Genomic DNA, 20,016 nt, shown 5'->3' on the forward strand with positions numbered 1-20,016 from the left:
AGGGCGGATTGTGGGCGCCGACAACGACCGGAACGTCACCATCGCGATGATCGCGCGCCTGGCCGGCGTTTCCGTGCCCACCGTCTCCCGGGTCATCAACGGCCGGTCCGACGTCGCCCCGCAGACCCGCGAACGGGTCGAGGGACTGCTCACCAAGCACGGCTACCGCCGCCGTCCACCGAGCCGCCGGCCCCGTTCCGGCCTGGTCGACCTGGTCTTCAACGACCTGGACAGCCCGTGGGCGGTGGAGATCATCCGTGGGGTGGAGGACGTCGCGCACGGCAGCGGTGTCGGCACCGTCGTGTCGGCGATCCACCGGCGCACCTCGTCGGCCAAGCAGTGGCTCGACAACATGCGGACCCGCTCCACCGAGGGGGTCATCTTCGTGACCTCGATGGTGGCCCCACCGTTGCAGGCCGAGCTGCGCCGCCTCAACGTCCCCGTGGTCATCGTCGACCCGGCCGGGGTGGCCCCGCAGGAGGCGCCCACGATCGGGGCCACCAACTGGACCGGCAGTCTGCGGGCCAACCAGTACCTGCTCGGCCTCGGCCACCGGCGGATCGGGTTCATCGCCGGTCCGCCGCAGCTGATGTGCAGCCGGGCGCGGCTCGACGGCTACCGCGCCGCCCTCGAGGCCGCCGGCATCGCCTTCGACGACGCGCTCGTGCGTCCCGGCAACTTCTACCACGAGGCCGGGTACGCCGGCGGCGCGCAGCTGCTGGCGTTGCCCGATCCGCCGACGGCCATCTTCGCCTCCAGCGACCAGATGGCGCTCGGCGTCTACGAGGCGGTGCGCAAACGCGGGCTGCGGGTGGCCGACGACGTCAGCGTGGTCGGCTTCGACGACCTGCCCGAGGTCCGCTGGTGCTCGCCACCGTTGACCACCATCCGTCAGCCGCTGGCCGAGATGGGCATGCTCGCCGCACGGACCGTGCTGCGGCTGGCCAACGGCGAGAAGATCGAGAGCCCGCGAGTGGAACTCGCCACCGAACTCGTCGTCCGGGACAGCGCCGCCCCGCCGGCCGGTCGGTAGGGCGTCCGTCGCAGGGGCCCCGGATCGCTCGGCGGGACAGCCCGAACCCGGAGGCGGCGGCCGGCGTCGCCGGGCCCCGGTGGGCACCGGGCGCCGCCCGGCGGTGCGTCCGCCGCCGATGGTAATCGTCGGGCGTCAATATGTAAATGCGGTGGCGCGGGGTGGTGGTCGGGGTTCTGCCGCGTCGGTCGAGTTTCCCCGTCGTGTAGGAAACCTTCCCCTTGACCGTTGACTCCGACGAATCTCGACATAAAAATCTGCCTCAATATCGAGCGCGATCGATAGATGTCGATCGCGGACGAGGAGGGAGACGCCCGTGGCAGCACTCACCGGCGAGGTGTCCTGGTTCTGTTGCGGCAACGCCTGGGGGCCGTGCGGATCGACCGGGTTCGGGGCCTGCGGCACGTGCAGCTCCGGCAACTACCAGCACGCGTGGCCGAACGCCTCGGACGCGTGTCTGGCGATCACCCGGCCGCACGTCTGCGGGATCACCGGAATGAGCCGCCGCGGCTGCGGCTACCGGCACTACACCACCAACCTCTGCAACGGCGCGCGGATCGGCACCACCATCGCCGACTGCGGCCCGCAGACCGACCTGTGGTGCGGCGAGCGCACCTGTTGCGGGTCGGCCTGCGGCAGCAACCGGATCATCGACCTGACGCCCGCGGCGTACAGCGTGATCGCCAGTCTCTCCACCGGGCTGCGGCCCTGCTCGGTCGACTCGGTCTGACGGGAGGGTCAGGATGAACCAGACAGTGAACCGTCGTCGGCTGCTCGCCACCGCCGCCCTCGGGGGCGTCGTCGGCGCGACCGGACTGGGCTCGCTCGCCCCCGAGGCCGCCTTCGCCGCCGAAGCCGTCGGCGTTGAGCCCGGCGCGCCCGACCCGAACTTCGCCGAGGGGCTGATCAGCTCGATCTCCGGCAGCATGCTCCTGGTGACCGGCTCGGACACCGTGCTGCACTCGATCCGGATCACCGACGGCACGAGCATCTGGAAGCTGCACCCGACCACCTTCGACCGGGTCGCGGTCGGCGACGGCCTCTACGCCCGTGGCGTCCGGCTGCCCGACGGCACCCTCGCCGCCGACTCCGTCTGGGTCAACATCGTCAACCTGCACGGGCACATCGCCGCGGTCGGCCGCAACGTCGTGCACCTGGACCACAAGGGCCGCCGGATCGTCGCGCACGTGGTGCCCGACCGCTCCGCGGCGGTCTACAACGGCACCCCGGCGGTCAGCGACCTGTCGCTGCTGCGGGTCGGCCGCCACGTCCAGGTGCTCGGCGCCTGGCACCCGGGCACCAACGAGATCGACATCGCCACCGTCTACGCCGCGGCCTGACCACCCCGCCCCGGGTGAGGCCCACCACCCGGGGCGCCACCCGCCGGATCACCTGAGGGGAGAACCCATGATCGACATGACCGCGGCGCTGCAACCGCTGGTCGTCGGTGCGGTACTGGTCTGGTCCGCCCGCGTCAAGCTGTTCAGCCGGCACGCCACCGCCGCCGCCCACCGGTCGGCGCTCGTCGTGCTGCTCGGCGAACGTCGGGCACTGCCCGCGTACCGGCTGCTCGGCGCCGTCGAGCTGACCCTCGGCGCGCTGCTCCTGCTGCCCCCGGTGGCGCGGCTGGAGGCGGTGGCCGCGACCGTGCTGGCCGTCGGCTTCCTCGCCTACCTCGGCTACACCCGCCGGGTGGCGCCGACGGCCTCCTGCGGTTGCCTCAGCGCCCAGCCGACGCCCGTCTCCGGGCGGAGCCTGGTCCGGGCCGGGTTGCTCGTGGTCGCCGGCGCGCTGGCCGTCACCGGCACCGCCGGCTGGTTCGACGCGCTCGCCGACCGCCCGGCGGCCGGTGCCGTCGTGCTGCTCGTCGAGACGGCGGCGGTGGTGGCGCTCTCGCCCGAGCTGGACGCGACCTGGCTGCTGCCGCTGCGTCGGCTGCGCGCCCGGCTGACCCATCCACTGCGCGGCGGCTCCGGGGTGCCACTGCTCGCCACCGTGCAGCAGCTCCAGCTCAGCGACGCCTACCGGCGGGTGGCCCCGCTGCTGCGCTCCGACGTCCGCGAGCACTGGGACGAGGCCGGCTGGCGCTTCGCCGCGCACGCCGCGCGCTACCAGGGCCGGCCGGCGACCGCCGTGTTCGCCGTCCCGCTGGCCGACCCGGAACCGGCTGCGGTACGCGTCGCCCTGGTCGACGACGTCACCGGACAGACCCTGCTGAGCCTGGCCGGCACGCCCCCGGCCACCGGTGGCCGGCTCACCGTCGTCCCGGCCTGAAGCCGGCCCGCGGCGGCACGTCGGCGGTATCGCCCGACCGCACGACCCGGGCCCGGTCAGGGCTTGCGGGCCACCCCGCCGTACTGCGGCACCGGCGCGGCGTCGGCCTCGTCCGGCCCGGGCCGCCAGCGGGAACACGAGACCAGACCCGGTGCGACCAGCTCCAGCCCGGTGAAGAAGCCGGCGATCTCCGCGCCGGTGCGGGACCGGATCGGTGGGGCGGCGTTCTCGTTCCAGAACGCCATCGCCGCCACGTTCGCCTCGCCGCCCAGCTCCACGGTGGGATGGGTGACGGCCAGGTAGCTGCCCGACGGCAACGCGTCCATCAGCCGGCGCACTATCGCGTACGCCTCGTCGGTGTCGAGGACGAAGTTGAGGATGCCCAGCATCATGACCGCCACCGGCTGACCGAGGTCGAGCGTCTCGGCGGCGGCGGTGCGGATCGCCTCCGGCCGGTGGATGTCGGCCTCGACGTAGCGGGTCGCACCCTCGGGCCGGCTGGTCAGCAGCGCCCGCGCGTGCACCAGCACCATCGGGTCGTTGTCGACGTAGACGATCCGGCACTCGGGCGCGATGGCCTGGGCGAGGTCGTGGGTGTTGTCGGCACTCGGCAGCCCGGTGCCGATGTCGAGGAACTGCCGGACGCCGGCCGTGCCGGCCAGGAACCCGACCGCTCGGGCGAGGAACCGCCGGTCGGCGCGCGCCACCTCCCCGATCACCGGGAACGCCCGGCGGACGTGGTCGCCGACCCGGCGGTCGGCCTCGAAGTTGTCCTTGCCGCCCAGCCAGTAGTTCCACACCCGGGCGTTGTGCGCCACGGACGGGTCCACCCGTGGCGGTCTCGCCGCCGGCTCCGGTACGACGTGGTCACCCGTCTGCGGCACCTGGGAACTCCTGTCCACTGTCGATGTTTCCCCCACCGACAGGGTAGCGGGCGGTGATCACCGTGCCGGTGTCCACCGTACGGACGTCCGGTTGGGCGACCGTGAACCGGCAGGTCGCCTGCGGGCACCGACGGTGGTCAGCCGGCGTGTCGGGACAACGGCAGCCAGGCGAGGACGTCCCGGATCCACTCGTCCCAGTAGGCCCAGTCGTGACCGCCCGGTCCGAACCGGACGGTCACCGGCACGTCCCGCCGCCGGGCCGCCTCGACGAAGCGCACGCTGTCGTCGTGGAGGAAGTCCTCGGTGCCGCAGGCGACGTAGAGCCGGGGCAGTGGCCGTGCCCGGTCCGCCGCGGCGTCCAGCAGGTGCAGCACGTCGTCCGGGGAGCCGACCACCGGCCGGTCACCGAAGAGGGTGTGCCAGAGCCGGGCGTCGACCGGGTGGCCGTCGGTGCCGGGGGAGCGGCGGGCGATGTCCAGTGCCCCGGACAGGCTGGCCGCGGCCGCGAACCGGTCCGGGTGGCGCAGCGCCCACTTGACTGCGCCGTACCCGCCCATGGAGAGCCCGGCCACGAAGGTGTCGGCGGGCCGGTCGGACAGCCGGAAGAACGACCGGCAGACCTCGGGGAGTTCCTCGCTGAGGAAGGTCCAGTACCGGTTGCCGTGCTCCTCGTCGGTGTAGAAGCTGCGGTCGACCCGGGGCATGACCACCGCGAGGCCCAGCGGGGCGACGTACCGCTCGATGGAGGTACGCCGCAGCCAGATGGTGTGGTCGTCGCTGAGTCCGTGCAGCAGGTACAGCACCGGCGGGTCACCGGCCGGTGCGGTGCCGGCCAGCCCGATCTGGGACGTCGTCCGCTGCGGCAGGAGCACCGTCATCGAGGTGCCCATGCCGAGCGTCTCGGAGTGGAAGTCGCAGTGGATGAGGGCCATGACCGGCAACGATAGTGCCCGCCCGGCCGGCGACGCCGCGGCCGGACTCCGCCCCGCCGCAGCCGGGGACCTCCGCCCCCGTGGCCTCCCGGGCGGGGTCACCCGGCGAACGGGTGGGCGGCGAAGCCGGGCACCGGTGGGCGGAGGCGGAACAGTGCCCCCGCCGGGGACCGGTCGCCCGGCGGTGACCCCTGGCGGGACGTGGTGACGTAGAGGTCGGTGTGCTCCGGGCCGCCGAAGGCGCAGGCGGTCGGCCGGCGGGTCGGCACGTCGACCACGGCGGACAGTTCGCCGTCCGGGGTGTAGCGGCGCACCGCCCCGCCGTCCCAGAGCGCCAACCAGATCCCACCGGCCACGTCGACGCAGATCCCGTCGGGCACCCCCTGTTCCGGCGGCACCGCCACGACCGGCCGCCGACCGGTGAGCTCCCCGGAGGCGCGGTCGACGTCGAACGCGTCCACCCGTCCCAGGGCCGAGTCGACGTAGTAGGCGGTGCCGCCGTCGGCGGTCCAGGCGAGCCCGTTGGAGACCGTTACCCCGGTCAGCACGGTGGTCACCGTGCCGTCCGGGTCGAGCCGGTACAGCGCGGCCCGACCGGGCGCGGCGTCGTACGCCATCGACCCGCAGTGGAACCGGCCCAGCGGGTCGCAGGCCCCGTCGTTCATCCGGACCGTCGGATCCGACCAGATCTCCGGCAGCAGCTCCACCGTGTCGTCGGTGAGCAGCGCGAAGCCCCGTTCGACGGCGGCGACCAGACCGCCGCCGGACCGGGGCCGGATGGCGGCGACCACCCCGGCGACGTGCCGGCGGGTGACCACGCCGGCCACCGGGTCGAGGGCCAGCACGTCCCCGGCCAGCAGATCCACCCACCGCAGCCGGTCGTCGTCCGGGCACCACACCGGTCCCTCGCCGTGGTCGGCGACCACCGGGGTGACCTGCTCGGCGACCAGCCGCCCGGGAGCCCTCACAGGTAGTCCCCCGGCCAGTGGAACGCACCCGGCGCGCCGGTGGTCGCGGCGAGCCGGTCGGCGTCGGCGCGCACCGGGCGGACCATGCCGGTCTCGTCGACCTCGGGCACCGGGTCGCGCAGCAGCCACGGCAACGCCGCCCCGACCACCGGGTCGGCGGGCAGCCGGGCCACACACCGCACCGTCCGGTCGGCGTGCGCGGTCGTGGCGACGGTGCCGAACAGCGCCCGCAGCGCGTCCACCCCGCCGGCCACCTCGACCACCCGGACCAGCCCGGCGGAACGTTCCCGCACTAGGTACCCCACCGGCTCGCCGTGCCGGTGCGCGACCAGCAGTTCGGCGGGCGGGGCGTACCAGGCCGGTACCCGGTGCCGCCAGTCGTGGTCGTCGCGGACGGTGCTGAGTGGGCGGTGCGCGTTGAACGCCCGGTGCAGCGGCGCGAGGTCCGGCCAGTCCGCCCAGGAACCCGGCCGCACCGTCCAGCCTGGCGGCGGCACGGTCGGCGGTGCCGGCCGGCCGCTGGGGTAGCCGAGGCGGAAGGTCCGGAAACCGCTGCCGAGGTAGACGGCCGGTGTGCCGGTGAACAGCAGTGCCCAGGCGCACCCGTCGACGTCCATCGCCGCGAGGGCCTGCTCCAGCAGCCGTCGCACGTGCCCCTGTCCCCGTTCCGCCGACCGGGTGGCCACGTTGGCCACCCCGCCCACCCGGTCGACCGTCCCGTCGGCGGCGCGCAGCCGACGCGGCAGGTAGTGCACGGCGGCCACCACCCGGCCGTCGCGTACCGCGACGAAGGTCCGCGCGAACCGCCCCGGATCCGTCGCCCAGAGCGTGGTGACGTCCGTGGCGGGGAACGCCTCCGCCCAGGTCGACCGCAGCGACGGCAGGTCCTCCGGGGTGGCCGTGCGGTAGCCGACCGGCGCGCTCACGCCGCAACGAGGAGGTTGCGCTGCCGGCCCAGTCCCTCGATCTCCACCTCCATCACGTCCCCCGCGCACAGGTACGGGAACCGGCCGGACAGCGCCACGCCCTGCGGGGTGCCGGTGTTCAGCACGTCCCCGGGTTCGAGGACGGTGAACTGGGAGAGGTGCCAGATCAGGAACGCCACGTCGAAGATCATGTCGGCGGTGCGGGAGTCCTGCCGGGGCTCGCCGTTGACCCAGGACCGCAGTCGCAGCGCCTGCGGGTCGCCCACCTCGTCCGGGGTGACCAGCCACGGGCCGAGCGGGTTGAACGTCTCGCACGACTTGCCCTTGGCCCACTGCCCACCCGGGTCGGCGAACTGGTATTCCCGCTCCGTCACGTCGTTGGTGACCGCGTACCCGGCGACGTGGGCCAGCGCCTCGGCCGGCGAGTCCAGGTAGCGCACCCGGGAACCGATCACCACCGCCAGCTCGACCTCCCAGTCCGTCCGCGTCGACCCGCGGGGGACCCGGACCTCGTCGTACGGCCCGACCACGGTGTTCGGCGACTTGTGGAACAGGATCGGCGCGGCCGGTGGCGCGACACCGCTCTCGGCGGCGTGCGCGGCGTAGTTCTGCCCGATGCAGAGCACCGCCCCGGGTCGGGCGACCGGCGCGCCGACCCGCTGACCGGTCACGTCGACGCGGGGCAGTGGCCCGGCCGCCCGCACCCGGGCGACCGGGTCGGCGGCGAGGAACGCCGCGTCGATGTCGGCGGTGACCCCGCTCAGGTCGAAGTGGTCGGCGCCGTCGACGAGCACCGGACGTTCGGCCCCGGCCGGCCCGATCCGCATGAACCGCATGATGGTGTTCCTCCTCGTGTTTCTCAGCCCATCCGGGCGAGCAGGTCGGGCGTCACCGCGTGGGCGAGGGGCTGGCCCGTGGCGTACCGGACGATCTCGTCCACCACGATCTCGCCCTGCCGGCGGCGGCCCTGCACCGTGCCGGCCGCCTGGTGCGGGGTGAGCAGCACGTTCGGCAGCGAACGCAGCGGGTGCCCGACCGGCAGCGGTTCGTCGTCGAACACGTCCAGCGCCGCGTCGATCCGGCCGGAGGTCAGCTCGTCGACCAGCGCCGCCTCGTCGACCAGCCAGGACCGGGCGGTGTTGACCAGCCCCGCACCGTCGGGCAGCAGGGCCAGCTCCCGGGCCCCGATCAGGTGCCGGGTCTCCGGCAGGGTCGGCGCGTGCAGCGCCACGATCCGGCTGCCGGCCAGCAGTTCGTCCAGCCCGACCAGTCGGGCACCGAGGGCGGCGGCGTCCGCCGAGGTCAGGGTCGGGTCGGCCACCGTGACCTCCGCGCCCAGCAGCCGCACCAGTTCCAGGTACGCCCGCCCGGTGCGGGACGCCCCGACCACCCCGACCGGGCAGCCGAGCAGCTCGTGCCGGGGCGGGGCGGCCTCGGCGGCGTGCCATTCGGCGCCGGTGTGCAGGGCGTGGTCGAAGCGGGGCAGCCGGTGCAGCAGTGCCAGGGTGAACGCCAGCGCCACCTCGGCCACCGGGCGGGCCATGCCCTGCCCGGCCTGGGTGACCGCGACGCCCCGGGCGAAGACCTCGTCGGTGACGAACGGCTTGACCGACGCGCCGGTGTGCGCGACCAGCCGCAGCGCCGGGGCCCGGTCCAGCAGGTTCGCGTCGAGCCGGGGGACGCCCCAGGAGGTCACCAGCACCTCGGCCCGGGCCAGCACCGGGGCGAGCCCGGGGTGGGTGAGCACGGTGTGCCCGTCGAGCAGCGTGCACTCGGCGACGGCGGCCAGCCGCTCGCCGACCCGGTCCGGGAAGAACTGGGCGCGCAGCGGCGGCGGCACGCTCACCACGGCGACCGGACGGCGGGTGGCGCCGCCCGGCCGGTCAGCGGAGCCAGTCATCGCGGTGCGCGGCGACGAACTCGTCGTCGGTCAGCCACGGGTGGGCGGCGGCGACCCGGGTCAGCTCCTCGGCCTGGCCGGGGGAGAGCCCCTCGGCCGGGTCGAGGCACCACACCCCGCCGAGCAGCCCCTGCCGGCGCAGCACCTCGTGCACCCCGGCGATGCAGCCGTGGAAGTCGTGCGCGGCGTCGAAGACGGCCGCGTTGGCGTCGGTGACCGCCGCCGCCCGGTCGGTGAGCAGCGCCAGCGCCGCCGTGTCCCCGGCGCGGGCCGCCCGCACCTGCCCGAACAGCTCCACCGCCGCCCGGGTCCAGACCGCCCACTGGCCGAGCAGCCCGCCGACGAACCGCCGGCCGGCGAACTCGCCGAGCAGGTCGCCGACGATGTGGTCGTCGTTGCCGGTGTAGAGGGCCACCTCGGCACCCCGGTCGGCGGCGGCGATGCCGCGCACCGCCTCCAGGGTCCGGTACCGGTCGAACGGGGCGAGCTTGACCGCCACCACCGGGGGCAGGTCGGCGAAGGCCCGCCAGAACGCCGTCGACAGCCGGGGCCCGCCGATCGCCGGCTGGAGGTAGAAGCCGATCACCGGCAGCACCTCGCCGACCGCCTTCGCCCGCTCCAGCAGGGCGACCTCGTCCGCGCCGGGCACCACCGGGGACAGCAGCACCGCGTGGTAGCCCAGTCCGGCGGCGAGTTCCGCCTCGGCGACCGCCTGCGCGGTGTCCCCGCAGGCCCCGGCGACCTTGACCACCGGGCGTCCGGCCTCGCCGTCGACCACCTCGGCGGCCAGGGCGAGCACCGGCTCCAGCAGCCCGGCCGACCGGATGGCGAACTGGGTGGTGTGCACCCCGACGGCGAGCCCGCCCGCCCCGGCGGTCAGGTAGTAGCGGGTCAGCGCTCGCTGGCGGCGCTCGTCGAGCCGGCGGTCGGCGGTCAGGGCCAGCGGGTGGGCGGGGATCACCGTGCCGTCGCGCAGCAGGTCCAGGGACATGTCAGAACCTCCCGTCCCGGACGGCGAACCTCGTCGGCTTGCCGGAGGTGGGCAGTCCGGCGGCGAGCCAGTCGGCCTGCCAGTCGACCAGGGCGCCCAGCGGCACGTCCGGGTAGCCGAACAGCGCGTGGCAGCGGGTGGCGTCGTTGAGCAGCGCGGTGGGCGCCTCGGTGCCGGTGAGGGTGACCGGTCGGCCCAGCCGCTCGCCCATCCGGGCGGCGATCCGCCGCACCGGCGCGGTCTCCGGGCCGGTCAGGTTGAGGGTGAACACCTCCGGCGTGGCGTGCCGCAGCGACCGCAGCGCCACCTCGTTGGCGTATCCCTGCCAGACCACGTTGACGTGCCCGGTGGTCACGTCGACCGGCTCGCCGGCCAGCACCGCGTGCCCGATGTCGGCGAGCACCCCGTAGCGCAGGTCGACGGCGTAGTTGAGCCGGAGCACCGCGACCGGGGTGCCCCGGGTGGCGGCGGCGTGCGCGAAGACCTGCTCCCGGCCGAGGCAGCTCATCGCGTAGTCGCCGACCGGGCCGGGCGGGTCGGTCTCCACGGAGCCGCCGGAGCCGACCGGCGCCATCGGGTAGACGTTGCCGGTGGAGAACGCGGCGATCCGCGCGGCCGGGTAGCGGCGGGCCACGGCGGCCGGCAGCACCGCGTTGACCACCCAGGCCAGGTAGGGTGCGGCCGAGGTGCCGAACTTCGCACCGACCATGAAGACCACGTCGGTGGCGTCCGGCAGCCCGCCCAGGTCGGCGTCGCCGAGCAGGTCGAACGGCACCGGCTCGACGCGGTCGCCGGCCAGCGCCTCGGCGGCGGCCCGGTCCGTCCAGCGGGACACCGCGTACACCCGGTCGCCGGTGCGACCGGCGGCGTCCAGCCCTCGGCGGGCCAGCCGGCACAGCGACGGTCCCATCTTGCCGCCGGCACCGAGCACCACCAGGTCGCCACGACCACCGGCCAGATCGGCGACCAGGGCCGTCGACGGGCGGGCCAGCCGCTCCTCCAACTCACTCTCGTTCGTGAACACTCGTCTCAACCCTTGATTCCGGACATCGTGACGCCCTCGGTGAAGTAGCGCTGACCGACCAGGTACGCGGCGAAGATGGGCACGAAGGCGACCACCGAACCGGCCAGCATGACGTTGAGCGGCACCTGCTCCTGCTGGAGGGAGGCGATGCCGACGGTGAGCGTGCGCATGTCTCCGCTCTGCCCGATGATCAGCGGCCAGAGCAGGTCGTTCCAGTGCCACAGGAAGACGAACACCCCGAGGGTGGCCAGGATCGGCTTGCACAGCGGCAGCACGATCCGGACGAAGGTCCGCCACTCCGAGGCACCGTCGATCTTGGCGGCCTCGAACAGTTCGTCCGGCAGGCCCCCGATGAACTGCCGCATCAGGAACACCGCCTGCGCGTTGGCCAGGGTGGGCAGGATCAGCCCCCAGTAGGTGTCCACCCCGCCGGCCTTCGCGATCAGGATGAACGTGGGGATCAGCGTGACGTGGTAGGGCACCATCACCATGGCCAGGAACGACCAGAACATGGTCTCCCGGCCGGGGAACCGCTTCTTGGCGAAGGCGTACCCGGCCATCGCGGCGAGCAGCAGCACCGCGACCACGCTGACCACCGAGTAGATGGTCGTGTTCAGCAGCCAGCGCAGGATGCTCCGCGACGCCAGCACCTCCTGGTACGCGCCGACGTCGACCGGCCAGGGGAGCAGGCTGGCCGGGAACTCGATCGCGGCGGCCGGCTTCAGGCTCAGCACCACCATCGCGTAGAACGGGAAGAGGGTGACCACGCTGGCCACGGCGAGCAGCGCGTACCGCACCACCCGGCCGGCGGGTCCGGGCTCCAGCGCCCGGTAGGCGCGGCGACGTCGACCGGGTGGGGTGGGCGTCGGGGTGGTCGGCGCGGGGGTGGTGGTCGTGGCGGTCACTTGTCCCTCCCGAGGGCGAGCCGTTGGATCAGCGCGACGACCAGGGTCATCACGAACAGGGCCACCCCGATCGCACTGGCGTAGCCGAGGTCGAAGTACTTGAAGCCCTGGTCGTAGAGGGCCATGACGAGGGTGTAGCTGCCCCGGGCGGGACCGCCGCCGGTCATCGCGTAGACCAGGTCGAAGACCTGGAACGAGGCGGTGGTCTCGATCACCAGCAGGAAGAACAGCACCGGCTTGAGCTGCGGCAGCACGATCCAGCGAAACCGTTGCCACGGACCGGCGCCGTCGGTCAGCGCCGCCTCCTCCTGCTCGCGGGGCAGGTCCTGGAGGCGCGCCAGCACGATCAGCATGCCGTAGCCGAAGTGCGACCAGACCCCCACCAGCGCCAGCGCCGGAAGCACCAGCGTGCTGGAGGCGAGCCAGGACTCGTCGGGCAGGCCCAGCCAGCCCAGGATCCGCGACCACGGTCCCTCGGCGGAGAACACCCAGGCGAAGATCGTCGCGACCAGCACCAGACTCGTGACCACCGGCAGGAAGAACACCGACCGGAAGAACCCCACGCCCCGGAAGCCCCGACGGACCAGCAGCGCGAGTCCGACCGAGGTGACCATGGTCAGCGGTACGTAGAGCAGGGTGTAGACGACGGTCACCCGCAGCGACTGCCAGAACACCGGGTCGTCGGCCAGTCGGCGGGCGTTCTCCAGGCCGGTCCACTCGGCCTCGCCGCCGATGGTGTACTCCATGAAGCCGAGTACCAGGCCGGCGATGGCCGGGCCGAAGCGGAAGGCCAGAAAGAGCAGGAACGCGGGCAGGACGAAGAGCAGGCCCCAGCGGGCCTCGCGCCGCGCGACCACCCGCCGGGACCGTCGGGCCACCACCTGTGCCGGTACGGCCATCTCGTCCTCCTTGTCTCGGGTACGGCACCGACCGGCCCGGCCGGTGCCGTGTGGCCCGCCGCCGGTGAGAACCGGCGGCGGACCGTGTCGACGGGTCAGAGCAGCGCGTCGGCGGCCTTGGCCGCGTCGGTGAGTGCCTGCTCGGGGGTCTTCTTGCCGATCAGCGCGGCCTGGATCTCCGGGGCCAGCACGCCCATCACCTCACGACTGGACTCGTGCAGCGTGCCGACGGTGGTGCTGGTCAGGGTCTGCTCCATCGCGCTGCGCACCGGGTCGTCGGCGTAGAGCGGGCCGGCGGACTTCTTCGCCGAGAAGTAGTTGGCCTGCTTGTCGTAGGCGGTGGACACCGTGGGGTCGGTGACGAAGCCGACCCACTCGCCGGCGGCCTTCTTGGCCTTGCTGGCCCTGAGGATCGACAGGCTGCCGACGGTGCCGTACCCGACGCTCTTCGCCTCGGCCAGCGGCGGAAAGATCTTGATGTTCTCCTTGCCCCAGAACTGCTCGACGTCGGCCGGGACGTGTTGCCAGGTGCAGGCGACCTTGTTCTTGGCGACGTTGGTCTGCTCGAAGGCCGGGATGCTGGTGATCAGGTCCTTCTGCACGTACCCGCCGTCGACGAGCTGCTTGAGGAAGGTCAGCGCCCGGACCCCCTCCGGCCCGTCGAAGGCCACGGACTTCCCGTCGGCGCTGAACACGTCCCCACCGGCCTGCCAGAGCAGGGGGTAGAACGACTGGTTCAGGGTGGCACTCGGGTCGGCGTAGTAGTTGGTGACGTCGAAGCCCTTGGCCTTGAAGGTGGGCGCGAGGGCGAGCAGGTCGGCCCAGGTCTTCGGGTACGCGGTGACCCCGGCCGCGGTGAACACCTTCGCGTTGCACATCAGCGGGTTGCTGCTGGTCAGGATCGGCGCGCCGAGCATCTTGCCGTCGAGGGTGACGGCGGCGCGGACGTTGTCCAGGTAGTCGGCCTTGGCGTCGTCGGGCAGGTGCCCGTCGACCGGCTCGATCACGTTGTGGAACTTCCCGAGTTGGTCCGGGATCAGGTACACCACGTCCGGCCCCTTGCCGCCCGCGATCGCCGTGGTCAGCGACTCCTCCCGCTTCGCCCACGGGAAGATCTCCACCTTCACGTCGACGTTCGGATGCTTGTCCCGGAATGCGGAGACCTGCTGGTCCCAGAAGCCCCGGTGGGTGGCCTCGTCGGGGATGACCGGGTAGATCCACATGGTGACGGTCTGCTTCTCGTCGCTCCCGGCGCCGTCGCCGCCGCCGCACGCGGCGACCAGCCCGGTCAGCAGTGCGGCGACCGCGACCGGCGCGAACCTGCGTACTCGCATCTGTCTCGTCCTCTCAGTGGTTCAGTGCGCGGGCACGGTCACGACCGTGCCGGTGTGCCGGGCCGTCTCGGCGGCGAAGACCGCGAGGTGACTGGCGAGGGACTCGTCCAGTCCGGACCGGATGTGGTGGCGGTCGCCGGTGGCGACGGCGCGGACGAACGCGTCCATCACGCCGCTGTCGCCGCCGCCGTGATCGTCGGCGGCGGTGGCGCCGCCGACCGTGCCGGCGTCGAGCTGCTCGATCCGGTCGGTGCGGAAGTCGTGCACCCGGACCCGCTCGCCGTCGCCGGTGAGCGTGCCGTGGGTGCCGAACAGCCGGGTCTGCCGGTGGGTCTGTTCGGTGAAGGCGGTGACGGTGAAGGTGGCGGTCAGCCCGCCGGTCAGCTCCATCGCCACCACCTGGTGGTCGACGACGTCGTTGTCGCAGGAGTAGACGCACCGCCCGTACGGGCCGGTGCGCAGCGCGTCGAGCAGCGCCGGCTCGTCGGTGCCGTCGGTGACCACGCTGACCGGCCAGATCGGCCCGCGTTCGCGCAGCGTCGGCAGGTAGAGCTTCGGTGCCGAGTACGGGCAGGTCGGCTCCACCGGGCAGGTCAGACAACGGTCGGTGGCGCCGGCCGGGCGCCGGCCGGGGCGGAAGTGCCGCAGGCCGCCGAAGCTGGACACCCGCTCGATCCGGCGGCCGGTGACGTAGCTCAGCCAGTCCAGGTCGTGGCTGGACTTGGCCAGCAGCATCGGCGTGGCCAGGTCCTCCCGCCGCCAGGGTCCGCGCACGTACGAATGGGCGAAGTGCCACCAGCCGACCGGCTCCAGGTGCTGCACGCTGACGATCTCGCCGAGCACCCCGCTGTCGGCCACCCTTTTCACCAGGTCGGTGTAGGGGGTGTAGCGCAGCACGTGGCAGACCGCGAAGAGCACCCCGGTGGCGCGGACCGCGTCGACGATCCGCCGGCACTCGTCGGCCGTCGGGGCGAGGGGCTTCTCCACCAGCAGGTGGTGGCCGGCGGCGGCGAACGCGACCGCCGGCTCCACGTGTGCCCGGTCCTGGGTGGCGACGATCACCGCGTCCGCGGCCACCCCGGCCGCCAGCAGGTCCCGCCAGTCGGTGAACCCGACGGCGTCCGCGTGCGCGGCGGTGACCAGGGACCGCTGGTGCGCACGCGGGTCGGCGACCGCGACCAGCCGCACCCGCTCCGGGTGGGCGGCCACCCAGTGTGCGTACGTCTGGCCCCGGTTGCCGGCGCCCACCAGCGCCATGGTCACCGGTCGGTCCTGCTGCGGCACGTCGCTTCTCCTCGTTGCGGGTCGGCTGGTCAGACGGTCAGGTTGCCGGCGTCGCGGATCCGCGGCCCGGCGGCGGGCAGCGTCCGGTCGACGTCCTCCTCGACGCAGCCGGTGTGGTGCAGGTGGGAACCCTCACCGAAGCCGGCGTCGGTCAGCCGCAGCCGCCCGCCGCTGAACTGCGTACCGACCGCCGAGTACCGGTTCCGCCCGGACTCGACCACCACGTGCGCGGTGTCCGCGTCGGCGGCCACGCTGAGGTATCCGCCCAGCTCCCAGCGCACCGTACCGCCGGCCGCACCCCGGCTGAGCAGCGCCTTCGCGGCGTTGGTGCCGCGTAGCACCGCCCCGCCGCCGACGGTGAGTCGCTGGTCGGCAGTGCCGGCCAGTCGGATCCCGGTGTCGGTCAGCGTGCCGCCGGAGACCCGCGTCTCGGCGGCCTTGACCACGATCGGGGCGGCCCCGGCCGCGCCGGTCAGGGTCACGTCGGTCAGGTGCAGCGCGCCGGTGCCGTCGAAGGTGTGCCCGTCCAGCCCGGTGATCGTGGTCCGCACCAGGTGCACGGGCACGGTGACGTTCGCCTGCACCACCGAGGTGGCCCGGGCGGCGAGCCGGAACGTGCAGCCCTCGATGGTGTTGGGCCGTCCGGACCGGCTGGACGCCTGCGAGATGATCAATGTGTCGTCGGCGGAGCAGCCGCGCATCTGGATCCCGTCGGCGTTGACCCAGATCATGCCGGAACCGGCCAGGCCGTCCTTGCGGATCACCTGGACGTCCTCCAGGGTCAGGTCGGTGACCTTCACCCGGGCCACGAACCAGGAGCAGACGTGCTTGCGGACGGTGATCCGCTTGGCCGCCGAGCCCCAGGCCGCGCCGGAGTTGGCGAAGGTCATCAGCCCGGAGTTGCCGGTGTAGACCAGGTCGTGCTCGTACTGGCCGTGGGTGACGAACGGTCCCTGGTCGTCGCCGTCGCCGTGGCAGTTGGTGACGTAGCAGTACGCCGAGGCGGTCCAGTCGTTGAGGTGCCGGGCGTTGGAGGTGCGGCAGTCCTCGACGTGCCCGTAGAGGCAGTAGATCTGCTGGGTGAGGTAGCCGGCGCCGCCCCAGGTGACCGACGTGGGGTTGGTCAGGGTGCACCGGGCGGTGTGGAAGTACGTGGACCAGCGCCGCATGATCACCGGCCAGAAGGAGCCGGTGGCGTCGATGTCGGTCGCGTCGCAGTGCACCGCGTACTCGTAGGCCAGCGGGTGCGAGCCGGTGTACTGGTCGGCGCCGTTACCGGTGAACACCAGGTTGCGCACGTGCACCCGGCTGACCGGCTCGACCCGGGTCCAGGTCAGGGTTCGACCGGCGGCCAGCTCCCAGCCGTTCTTGTAGTTGATCCGGACGTGCGTGCCGTCGACGATCTGGGTGACCTGGACGAGCTTCTGGAGTTCCTTCTCCCAGCGGCCGGCGAGCTGGTTGACCTCGACGGCGTACCACTGCCCGACGGCGAAGGCCGACGAGTCGCCGACCTGGAAGGAGTCCCAGCCCTCCCGGACCACCTCGGTCAGTCTGTGGGTGTGCACCTGGTCGGTGACGGTGCCCCGGAAGAAGAGCACCGCGGCGAACGGGTCGTCCTGCCCGGCGTTCTCGATGCCCTTGGTGGACATGGTGTGCCCGCCGAAGTCGAGCACCAGGTCGCTGCGGGTGAACCGGTGCCGCTTGACGAAGTGCAGGTCGGAGTGGGCCTCGATGCGGTGCACCGTCGGGTCGTTCACCATGGCGTCGAGCGCGGCGTCGGCCGGGGTCGTCGGGTCGAAGATCCCGAAGTGCCGGAACTCGACGACCCCGTCGTGCACCTGGAGCCAGCGTCCGGCGCCCGGCCGGTCGCCGTACGGGCTGAGCACGGTGCCGCCGTTGGCGGTCGCGGTGCTGGTGGCGGCCCAGCGGACCAGGCGGCCGCCGCCGTCCCCGGCGGCGTGGTGGCCGTCGACGTGCACCAGTTGGCCGTCGTCGACCTGCTTCGGGTCCAGGCCGAGCAGGGCGGCGACGGTGGGGACGTGGAACACCGCGTCGCGGCCCGGGCGCAGCGGGGCGGCCCCGGAGCCCGGCTCGGTGGGGGCGGCGGAGGCCGCGGAGGTGGGGGAGAGGGCCAGCGCGGTGCCGGCGAGGGTGAGACCGCCGAGACCGGAGGCGCGGAGCAGGACCCGGCGAGTGGTCGGTTCGGAGCGTTCCATGGGGTTTCTCTTCCTACGGGCGGGGGAGCCGGGGGCGGTCAGTGGACGAGGTTGTCGCCGGTGGCGACGCGCGGAGAGTCGGCGGGCAACTCCCGTTCGACCCCCTCCTCGACGCACCTCGTGTGCAGCAGCGTCGACGGCGTGCCGAAGCCCGCCGGGGTGAGCACCAGACGTCCGCCGGCGAACCGGGAGCCGACCGCCCGGTACCGGTTGACGCCGGTGTCGAGGCGCACGTGCGCGGTCCGCGCGTCCGCCGCGGTGCTGTGGTAGTCGCCCAGTTCGACGCGGACCTGCCCGGGGCCGGCGGCCCGACCGAGCAGCGCGCCCCGGGAGTTGGTGCCGGTGACCACGGCGCCGCCGTCGAGCACCAGGCGCTGGTCGCCGCCAGGTGACGGTGCGTCCGGGGGCGAGTTCCCAGCCGTTGAGGTAGTTCACCCGGATGTGCCGGCCGTCCACGATCTGGGTGACCTGCACCATCCTCTGCAGGTCCCGCTCGTCGAGGCCGGTGAGGGCGTTGCTGGTGGCGGTCCACCACTGCCCGACGGCGAACCGGCCGGAGTCCGGCACCTCGAAGACGTCCGACAGCTCCGGCACCGTCTCGGTGAGGGTGTGGGTGACGACCGTGTCGGTGACCCGGCCCCGGAAGTAGAGCACCGCGCCGAACGGATTGTCGTGCGTGTTGCGCTCGATGCCGTCGGTGTGCACGGTGTGCCCGCCGAAGTCCAGCTCGATGTCGCTGCGGCCGAAGGTGTGCCGCTTGACGAAGCGCAGGTCGGTGTGGGCCTCGATCCGGTGGATCGTGGGATCGGTGACCATCGCGTCCAGCGCGGCGTCGGCGGGGGTGTCCCGACCGAAAACGCCGAAGATCCGGAAGTCGCCGACCCCGTCGTGTACGGCCAGCCAGCGGCCGGCGCGCCGACCGTACGGGTCGTGCACGGTGCCGCCGTTGCCGGCGGCGGTGCTGGTCGGCGACCAGCGCAGCAGGGTGCCGCCCCCGTCGCCGGGGCTGCGGTAACCGGCGACCCGCACCAGGGTCCGGGCGGTCAGGCCGGCGGGGGTGAGTCGGCGCAGGTCGGCGATGGTGTCGACCTGGAGTACGGGTGGGCGGGCGAGCACGGACGAATCGGGTTGACCCATGGGGAGCCTCAACCTTCGCGGTCCAGCGGACGACGACGTCGCCGTCCGGCGGTGCGGGGGTGCCGTGCGGCGCGGGGAAGCGCCGGAGGGCGGGGGGAAGGTCGGGCAAACGCGCGAGGCGCGCAGGCGGCGGAGCTGCTGACCGTACGGCCCGGCGCCGGGGCTGCGGCGCGGCGGGCGTCAGCATGTTCGCCCGAGAGTGGTCGTGACCTGGGCCCCGACCCGTCACGACCCGCAGGTCGTGACGTTGGCGGTGACGTTAAACAGCTGGTGAACCAGGTGTCAAGAGGCCAGGGGCGGGCCGGCGTGGCCGAGGCGGGTGGAGATCTCCTCGGCGGCCTGTCGAACCTGTCGACCCAGCTCCTGGTAGCGCCAGCTGGGCAGAGCGAGCTTGAGCCCGGTCACGCTGATCGCCCCGGAGCAGCCCCCGGTGTGGTCGCGCAGCGCGCTGCCGATGCAGAACACGCCCTCGGCGTCCTCCTCGTCGTCGAGCGCGTAGCCGGCCTGCCGGACGTCGTCGAGGTGGGCCAGGAGCGAGTCCAGGTCGGTGATGGTGTGGTCGGTCCGCCGGGGGAGGCCGACCCGCTCGATCAGCTCGCGGACCTGCGGCGCGGGCGCCTCGGCCAGCAGCGCCTTGCCGAGCCCGGTGCAGTGCGGGAGTTCCCGGGTGCCCATCCGCAGCTCGATCTGGATCCGCTCACCGTTGCTGACCTGGTCGATGACGACCGCGTGCGCCCCCTCGGGCACGGCCAGCCGGGAGGTGAGCCCGGTCTGGCGGGTCAGGGCGGCGAGCACCGGGCGGGCGATGTCGCGCAGCGAGAGCTGCTCCTGCGCGCGGACCCCGAGCCGGGCCAGGGCCATGCCGAGGCGGTAGCGCCGGTTCATCCCCTCGCCGTCGTCCGCGGCCAGTCCGTGCTGGCAGAGGGTGTGCAGGGTGGCGAAGGCGGCGCTCTTGGACAGTCCGCAGGCCCGGGCCACGTCGGTGACGCTCATGCCGTGGCCGGGGGTGCCGGCGGCGAGCGCCTCCAGCACCTCGGCCGCACGGCTGACGCTGCGCACCAGGTAGCGGGAGCCGTCCGTTTCTTCGGTGACGGTCATGGTCCTCTCTTCGGTCAGCGGATCGGAGGGTGTTCGGCCAGGATGGCCGCGAGTGTTCGTCAAGGCCGAACAGCGTAACAAATTTGTTCGGGAAATCTGGCCCCTACCAGTTGACCATGCGGAATCGTCGTGCCTAATATGCCGAACATCGTTTGGTACTGCCGAACAGTGTTCTGATATTTCGACAACAGTTCCTCTTGCGGCGGACAAC

The 20,016-nt window shown here is 73.2% G+C and carries 18 protein-coding genes; 4 read left to right on the forward strand and 14 right to left on the reverse strand.

All coding sequences use genetic code 11. The features are described 5' to 3' along the window. Positions 1-10: 10 nt before the first annotated feature. The 4 genes from AB0F58_RS21010 (at position 11) to AB0F58_RS21025 (ending at position 3,307) form a co-directional block, all read left to right on the forward strand. A complete protein-coding gene (locus tag AB0F58_RS21010; RefSeq protein ID WP_357145298.1) occupies positions 11-1,033 on the forward strand; it encodes a LacI family DNA-binding transcriptional regulator in 1,023 nt (340 codons plus the stop codon). Positions 1,034-1,349: 316 nt separating this feature from the next. Beyond that, a complete protein-coding gene (locus AB0F58_RS21015) occupies positions 1,350-1,763 on the forward strand; it encodes a hypothetical protein (RefSeq protein WP_357145301.1) in 414 nt (137 codons plus the stop codon). A 13-nt stretch (positions 1,764-1,776) separates the two neighbouring features. Continuing rightward, positions 1,777-2,373: a cell wall protein gene (locus AB0F58_RS21020; protein ID WP_357145304.1), complete on the forward strand. Its 597-nt coding sequence runs from the start codon at positions 1,777-1,779 to the stop codon at positions 2,371-2,373. A 67-nt stretch (positions 2,374-2,440) separates the two neighbouring features. Beyond that, positions 2,441-3,307, forward strand: coding sequence for a MauE/DoxX family redox-associated membrane protein (locus AB0F58_RS21025; protein ID WP_357145307.1), 867 nt, complete (start codon positions 2,441-2,443; stop codon positions 3,305-3,307). Positions 3,308-3,363: 56 nt separating this feature from the next. Here the strand turns inward: AB0F58_RS21025 and AB0F58_RS21030 are convergent, their stop codons facing one another. From AB0F58_RS21030 to AB0F58_RS21095, 14 genes are all read right to left on the reverse strand, one after another. Beyond that, the gene (locus AB0F58_RS21030) at positions 3,364-4,191 is read right to left on the reverse strand and encodes an SAM-dependent methyltransferase (RefSeq protein ID WP_357145310.1); all 828 of its coding nucleotides are present in this window, start codon (positions 4,189-4,191) and stop codon (positions 3,364-3,366) included. 137 nt (positions 4,192-4,328) lie between these two features. Then, positions 4,329-5,123, reverse strand: coding sequence for an alpha/beta hydrolase family protein (locus tag AB0F58_RS21035; RefSeq protein WP_357145314.1), 795 nt, complete (start codon positions 5,121-5,123; stop codon positions 4,329-4,331). A gap of 98 nt (positions 5,124-5,221) precedes the next feature. Beyond that, positions 5,222-6,091, reverse strand: a complete 870-nt coding sequence (locus AB0F58_RS21040; protein WP_357145317.1) for an SMP-30/gluconolactonase/LRE family protein — start codon at positions 6,089-6,091, stop codon at positions 5,222-5,224. Further along, positions 6,088-7,017, reverse strand: a complete 930-nt coding sequence (locus tag AB0F58_RS21045; RefSeq protein WP_357145320.1) for a GNAT family N-acetyltransferase — start codon at positions 7,015-7,017, stop codon at positions 6,088-6,090. Before AB0F58_RS21045 ends, AB0F58_RS21040 begins: the two co-directional genes overlap by 4 nt. Continuing rightward, entirely contained in the window at positions 7,014-7,853 is an 840-nt protein-coding gene (locus AB0F58_RS21050) for a fumarylacetoacetate hydrolase family protein (RefSeq protein ID WP_357145322.1), read from the reverse strand. Before AB0F58_RS21050 ends, AB0F58_RS21045 begins: the two co-directional genes overlap by 4 nt. 23 nt (positions 7,854-7,876) lie before the next feature. Further along, entirely contained in the window at positions 7,877-8,917 is a 1,041-nt protein-coding gene (locus tag AB0F58_RS21055) for a hydroxyacid dehydrogenase (RefSeq protein WP_357145326.1), read from the reverse strand. Then, positions 8,901-9,908, reverse strand: coding sequence for a dihydrodipicolinate synthase family protein (locus AB0F58_RS21060; protein WP_357145329.1), 1,008 nt, complete (start codon positions 9,906-9,908; stop codon positions 8,901-8,903). The genes AB0F58_RS21055 and AB0F58_RS21060 overlap by 17 nt, the downstream gene beginning before the upstream one ends. A 1-nt stretch (position 9,909) precedes the next feature. Continuing rightward, positions 9,910-10,932, reverse strand: coding sequence for an NAD-dependent epimerase/dehydratase family protein (locus AB0F58_RS21065; RefSeq protein WP_357145332.1), 1,023 nt, complete (start codon positions 10,930-10,932; stop codon positions 9,910-9,912). 5 nt (positions 10,933-10,937) lie between these two features. Next, positions 10,938-11,837 (reverse strand): carbohydrate ABC transporter permease, encoded by a 900-nt coding sequence (locus AB0F58_RS21070; RefSeq protein WP_357145336.1) that lies wholly within the window; start codon positions 11,835-11,837, stop codon positions 10,938-10,940. Beyond that, complete coding sequence (locus AB0F58_RS21075) at positions 11,834-12,736, reverse strand: sugar ABC transporter permease (RefSeq protein ID WP_357145339.1); 903 nt, start codon at positions 12,734-12,736, stop codon at positions 11,834-11,836. The genes AB0F58_RS21070 and AB0F58_RS21075 overlap by 4 nt, the downstream gene beginning before the upstream one ends. A gap of 95 nt (positions 12,737-12,831) precedes the next feature. Further along, entirely contained in the window at positions 12,832-14,070 is a 1,239-nt protein-coding gene (locus AB0F58_RS21080) for a sugar ABC transporter substrate-binding protein (RefSeq protein ID WP_357145342.1), read from the reverse strand. A 21-nt stretch (positions 14,071-14,091) separates the two neighbouring features. Next, a complete protein-coding gene (locus AB0F58_RS21085) occupies positions 14,092-15,354 on the reverse strand; it encodes a Gfo/Idh/MocA family oxidoreductase (protein ID WP_357145345.1) in 1,263 nt (420 codons plus the stop codon). 29 nt (positions 15,355-15,383) lie between these two features. Next, entirely contained in the window at positions 15,384-18,707 is a 3,324-nt protein-coding gene (locus AB0F58_RS21090; protein WP_357145348.1) for a hypothetical protein, read from the reverse strand. Positions 18,708-18,989: 282 nt separating this feature from the next. Further along, positions 18,990-19,805: an IclR family transcriptional regulator gene (locus AB0F58_RS21095; protein ID WP_357145351.1), complete on the reverse strand. Its 816-nt coding sequence runs from the start codon at positions 19,803-19,805 to the stop codon at positions 18,990-18,992. Between the last annotated feature and the right edge of the window lie 211 nt (positions 19,806-20,016).

Origin of the sequence: Micromonospora sp. NPDC023956, assembly GCF_040639195.1 — a bacterium.
Classification (GTDB): Bacteria; Actinomycetota; Actinomycetes; order Mycobacteriales; family Micromonosporaceae; genus Micromonospora.

Bases quoted from the DNA above. Each gene is read 5' to 3' on its own strand.
- AB0F58_RS21020 (WP_357145304.1), top strand. From the start codon at position 1,777: ATGAACCAGACAGTGAACCGTCGTCGGCTGCTCGCCACCGCCGCCCTC.
- AB0F58_RS21025 (WP_357145307.1), top strand. From the start codon at position 2,441: ATGATCGACATGACCGCGGCGCTGCAACCGCTGGTCGTCGGTGCGGTA.
- AB0F58_RS21035 (WP_357145314.1), bottom strand. From the start codon at position 5,123: ATGGCCCTCATCCACTGCGACTTCCACTCCGAGACGCTCGGCATGGGC.
- AB0F58_RS21050 (WP_357145322.1), bottom strand. From the start codon at position 7,853: ATGCGGTTCATGCGGATCGGGCCGGCCGGGGCCGAACGTCCGGTGCTC.
- AB0F58_RS21055 (WP_357145326.1), bottom strand. From the start codon at position 8,917: ATGACTGGCTCCGCTGACCGGCCGGGCGGCGCCACCCGCCGTCCGGTC.
- AB0F58_RS21060 (WP_357145329.1), bottom strand. From the start codon at position 9,908: ATGTCCCTGGACCTGCTGCGCGACGGCACGGTGATCCCCGCCCACCCG.
- AB0F58_RS21075 (WP_357145339.1), bottom strand. From the start codon at position 12,736: ATGGCCGTACCGGCACAGGTGGTGGCCCGACGGTCCCGGCGGGTGGTC.
- AB0F58_RS21080 (WP_357145342.1), bottom strand. From the start codon at position 14,070: ATGCGAGTACGCAGGTTCGCGCCGGTCGCGGTCGCCGCACTGCTGACC.
- AB0F58_RS21090 (WP_357145348.1), bottom strand. From the start codon at position 18,707: ATGGGTCAACCCGATTCGTCCGTGCTCGCCCGCCCACCCGTACTCCAG.
- AB0F58_RS21095 (WP_357145351.1), bottom strand. From the start codon at position 19,805: ATGACCGTCACCGAAGAAACGGACGGCTCCCGCTACCTGGTGCGCAGC.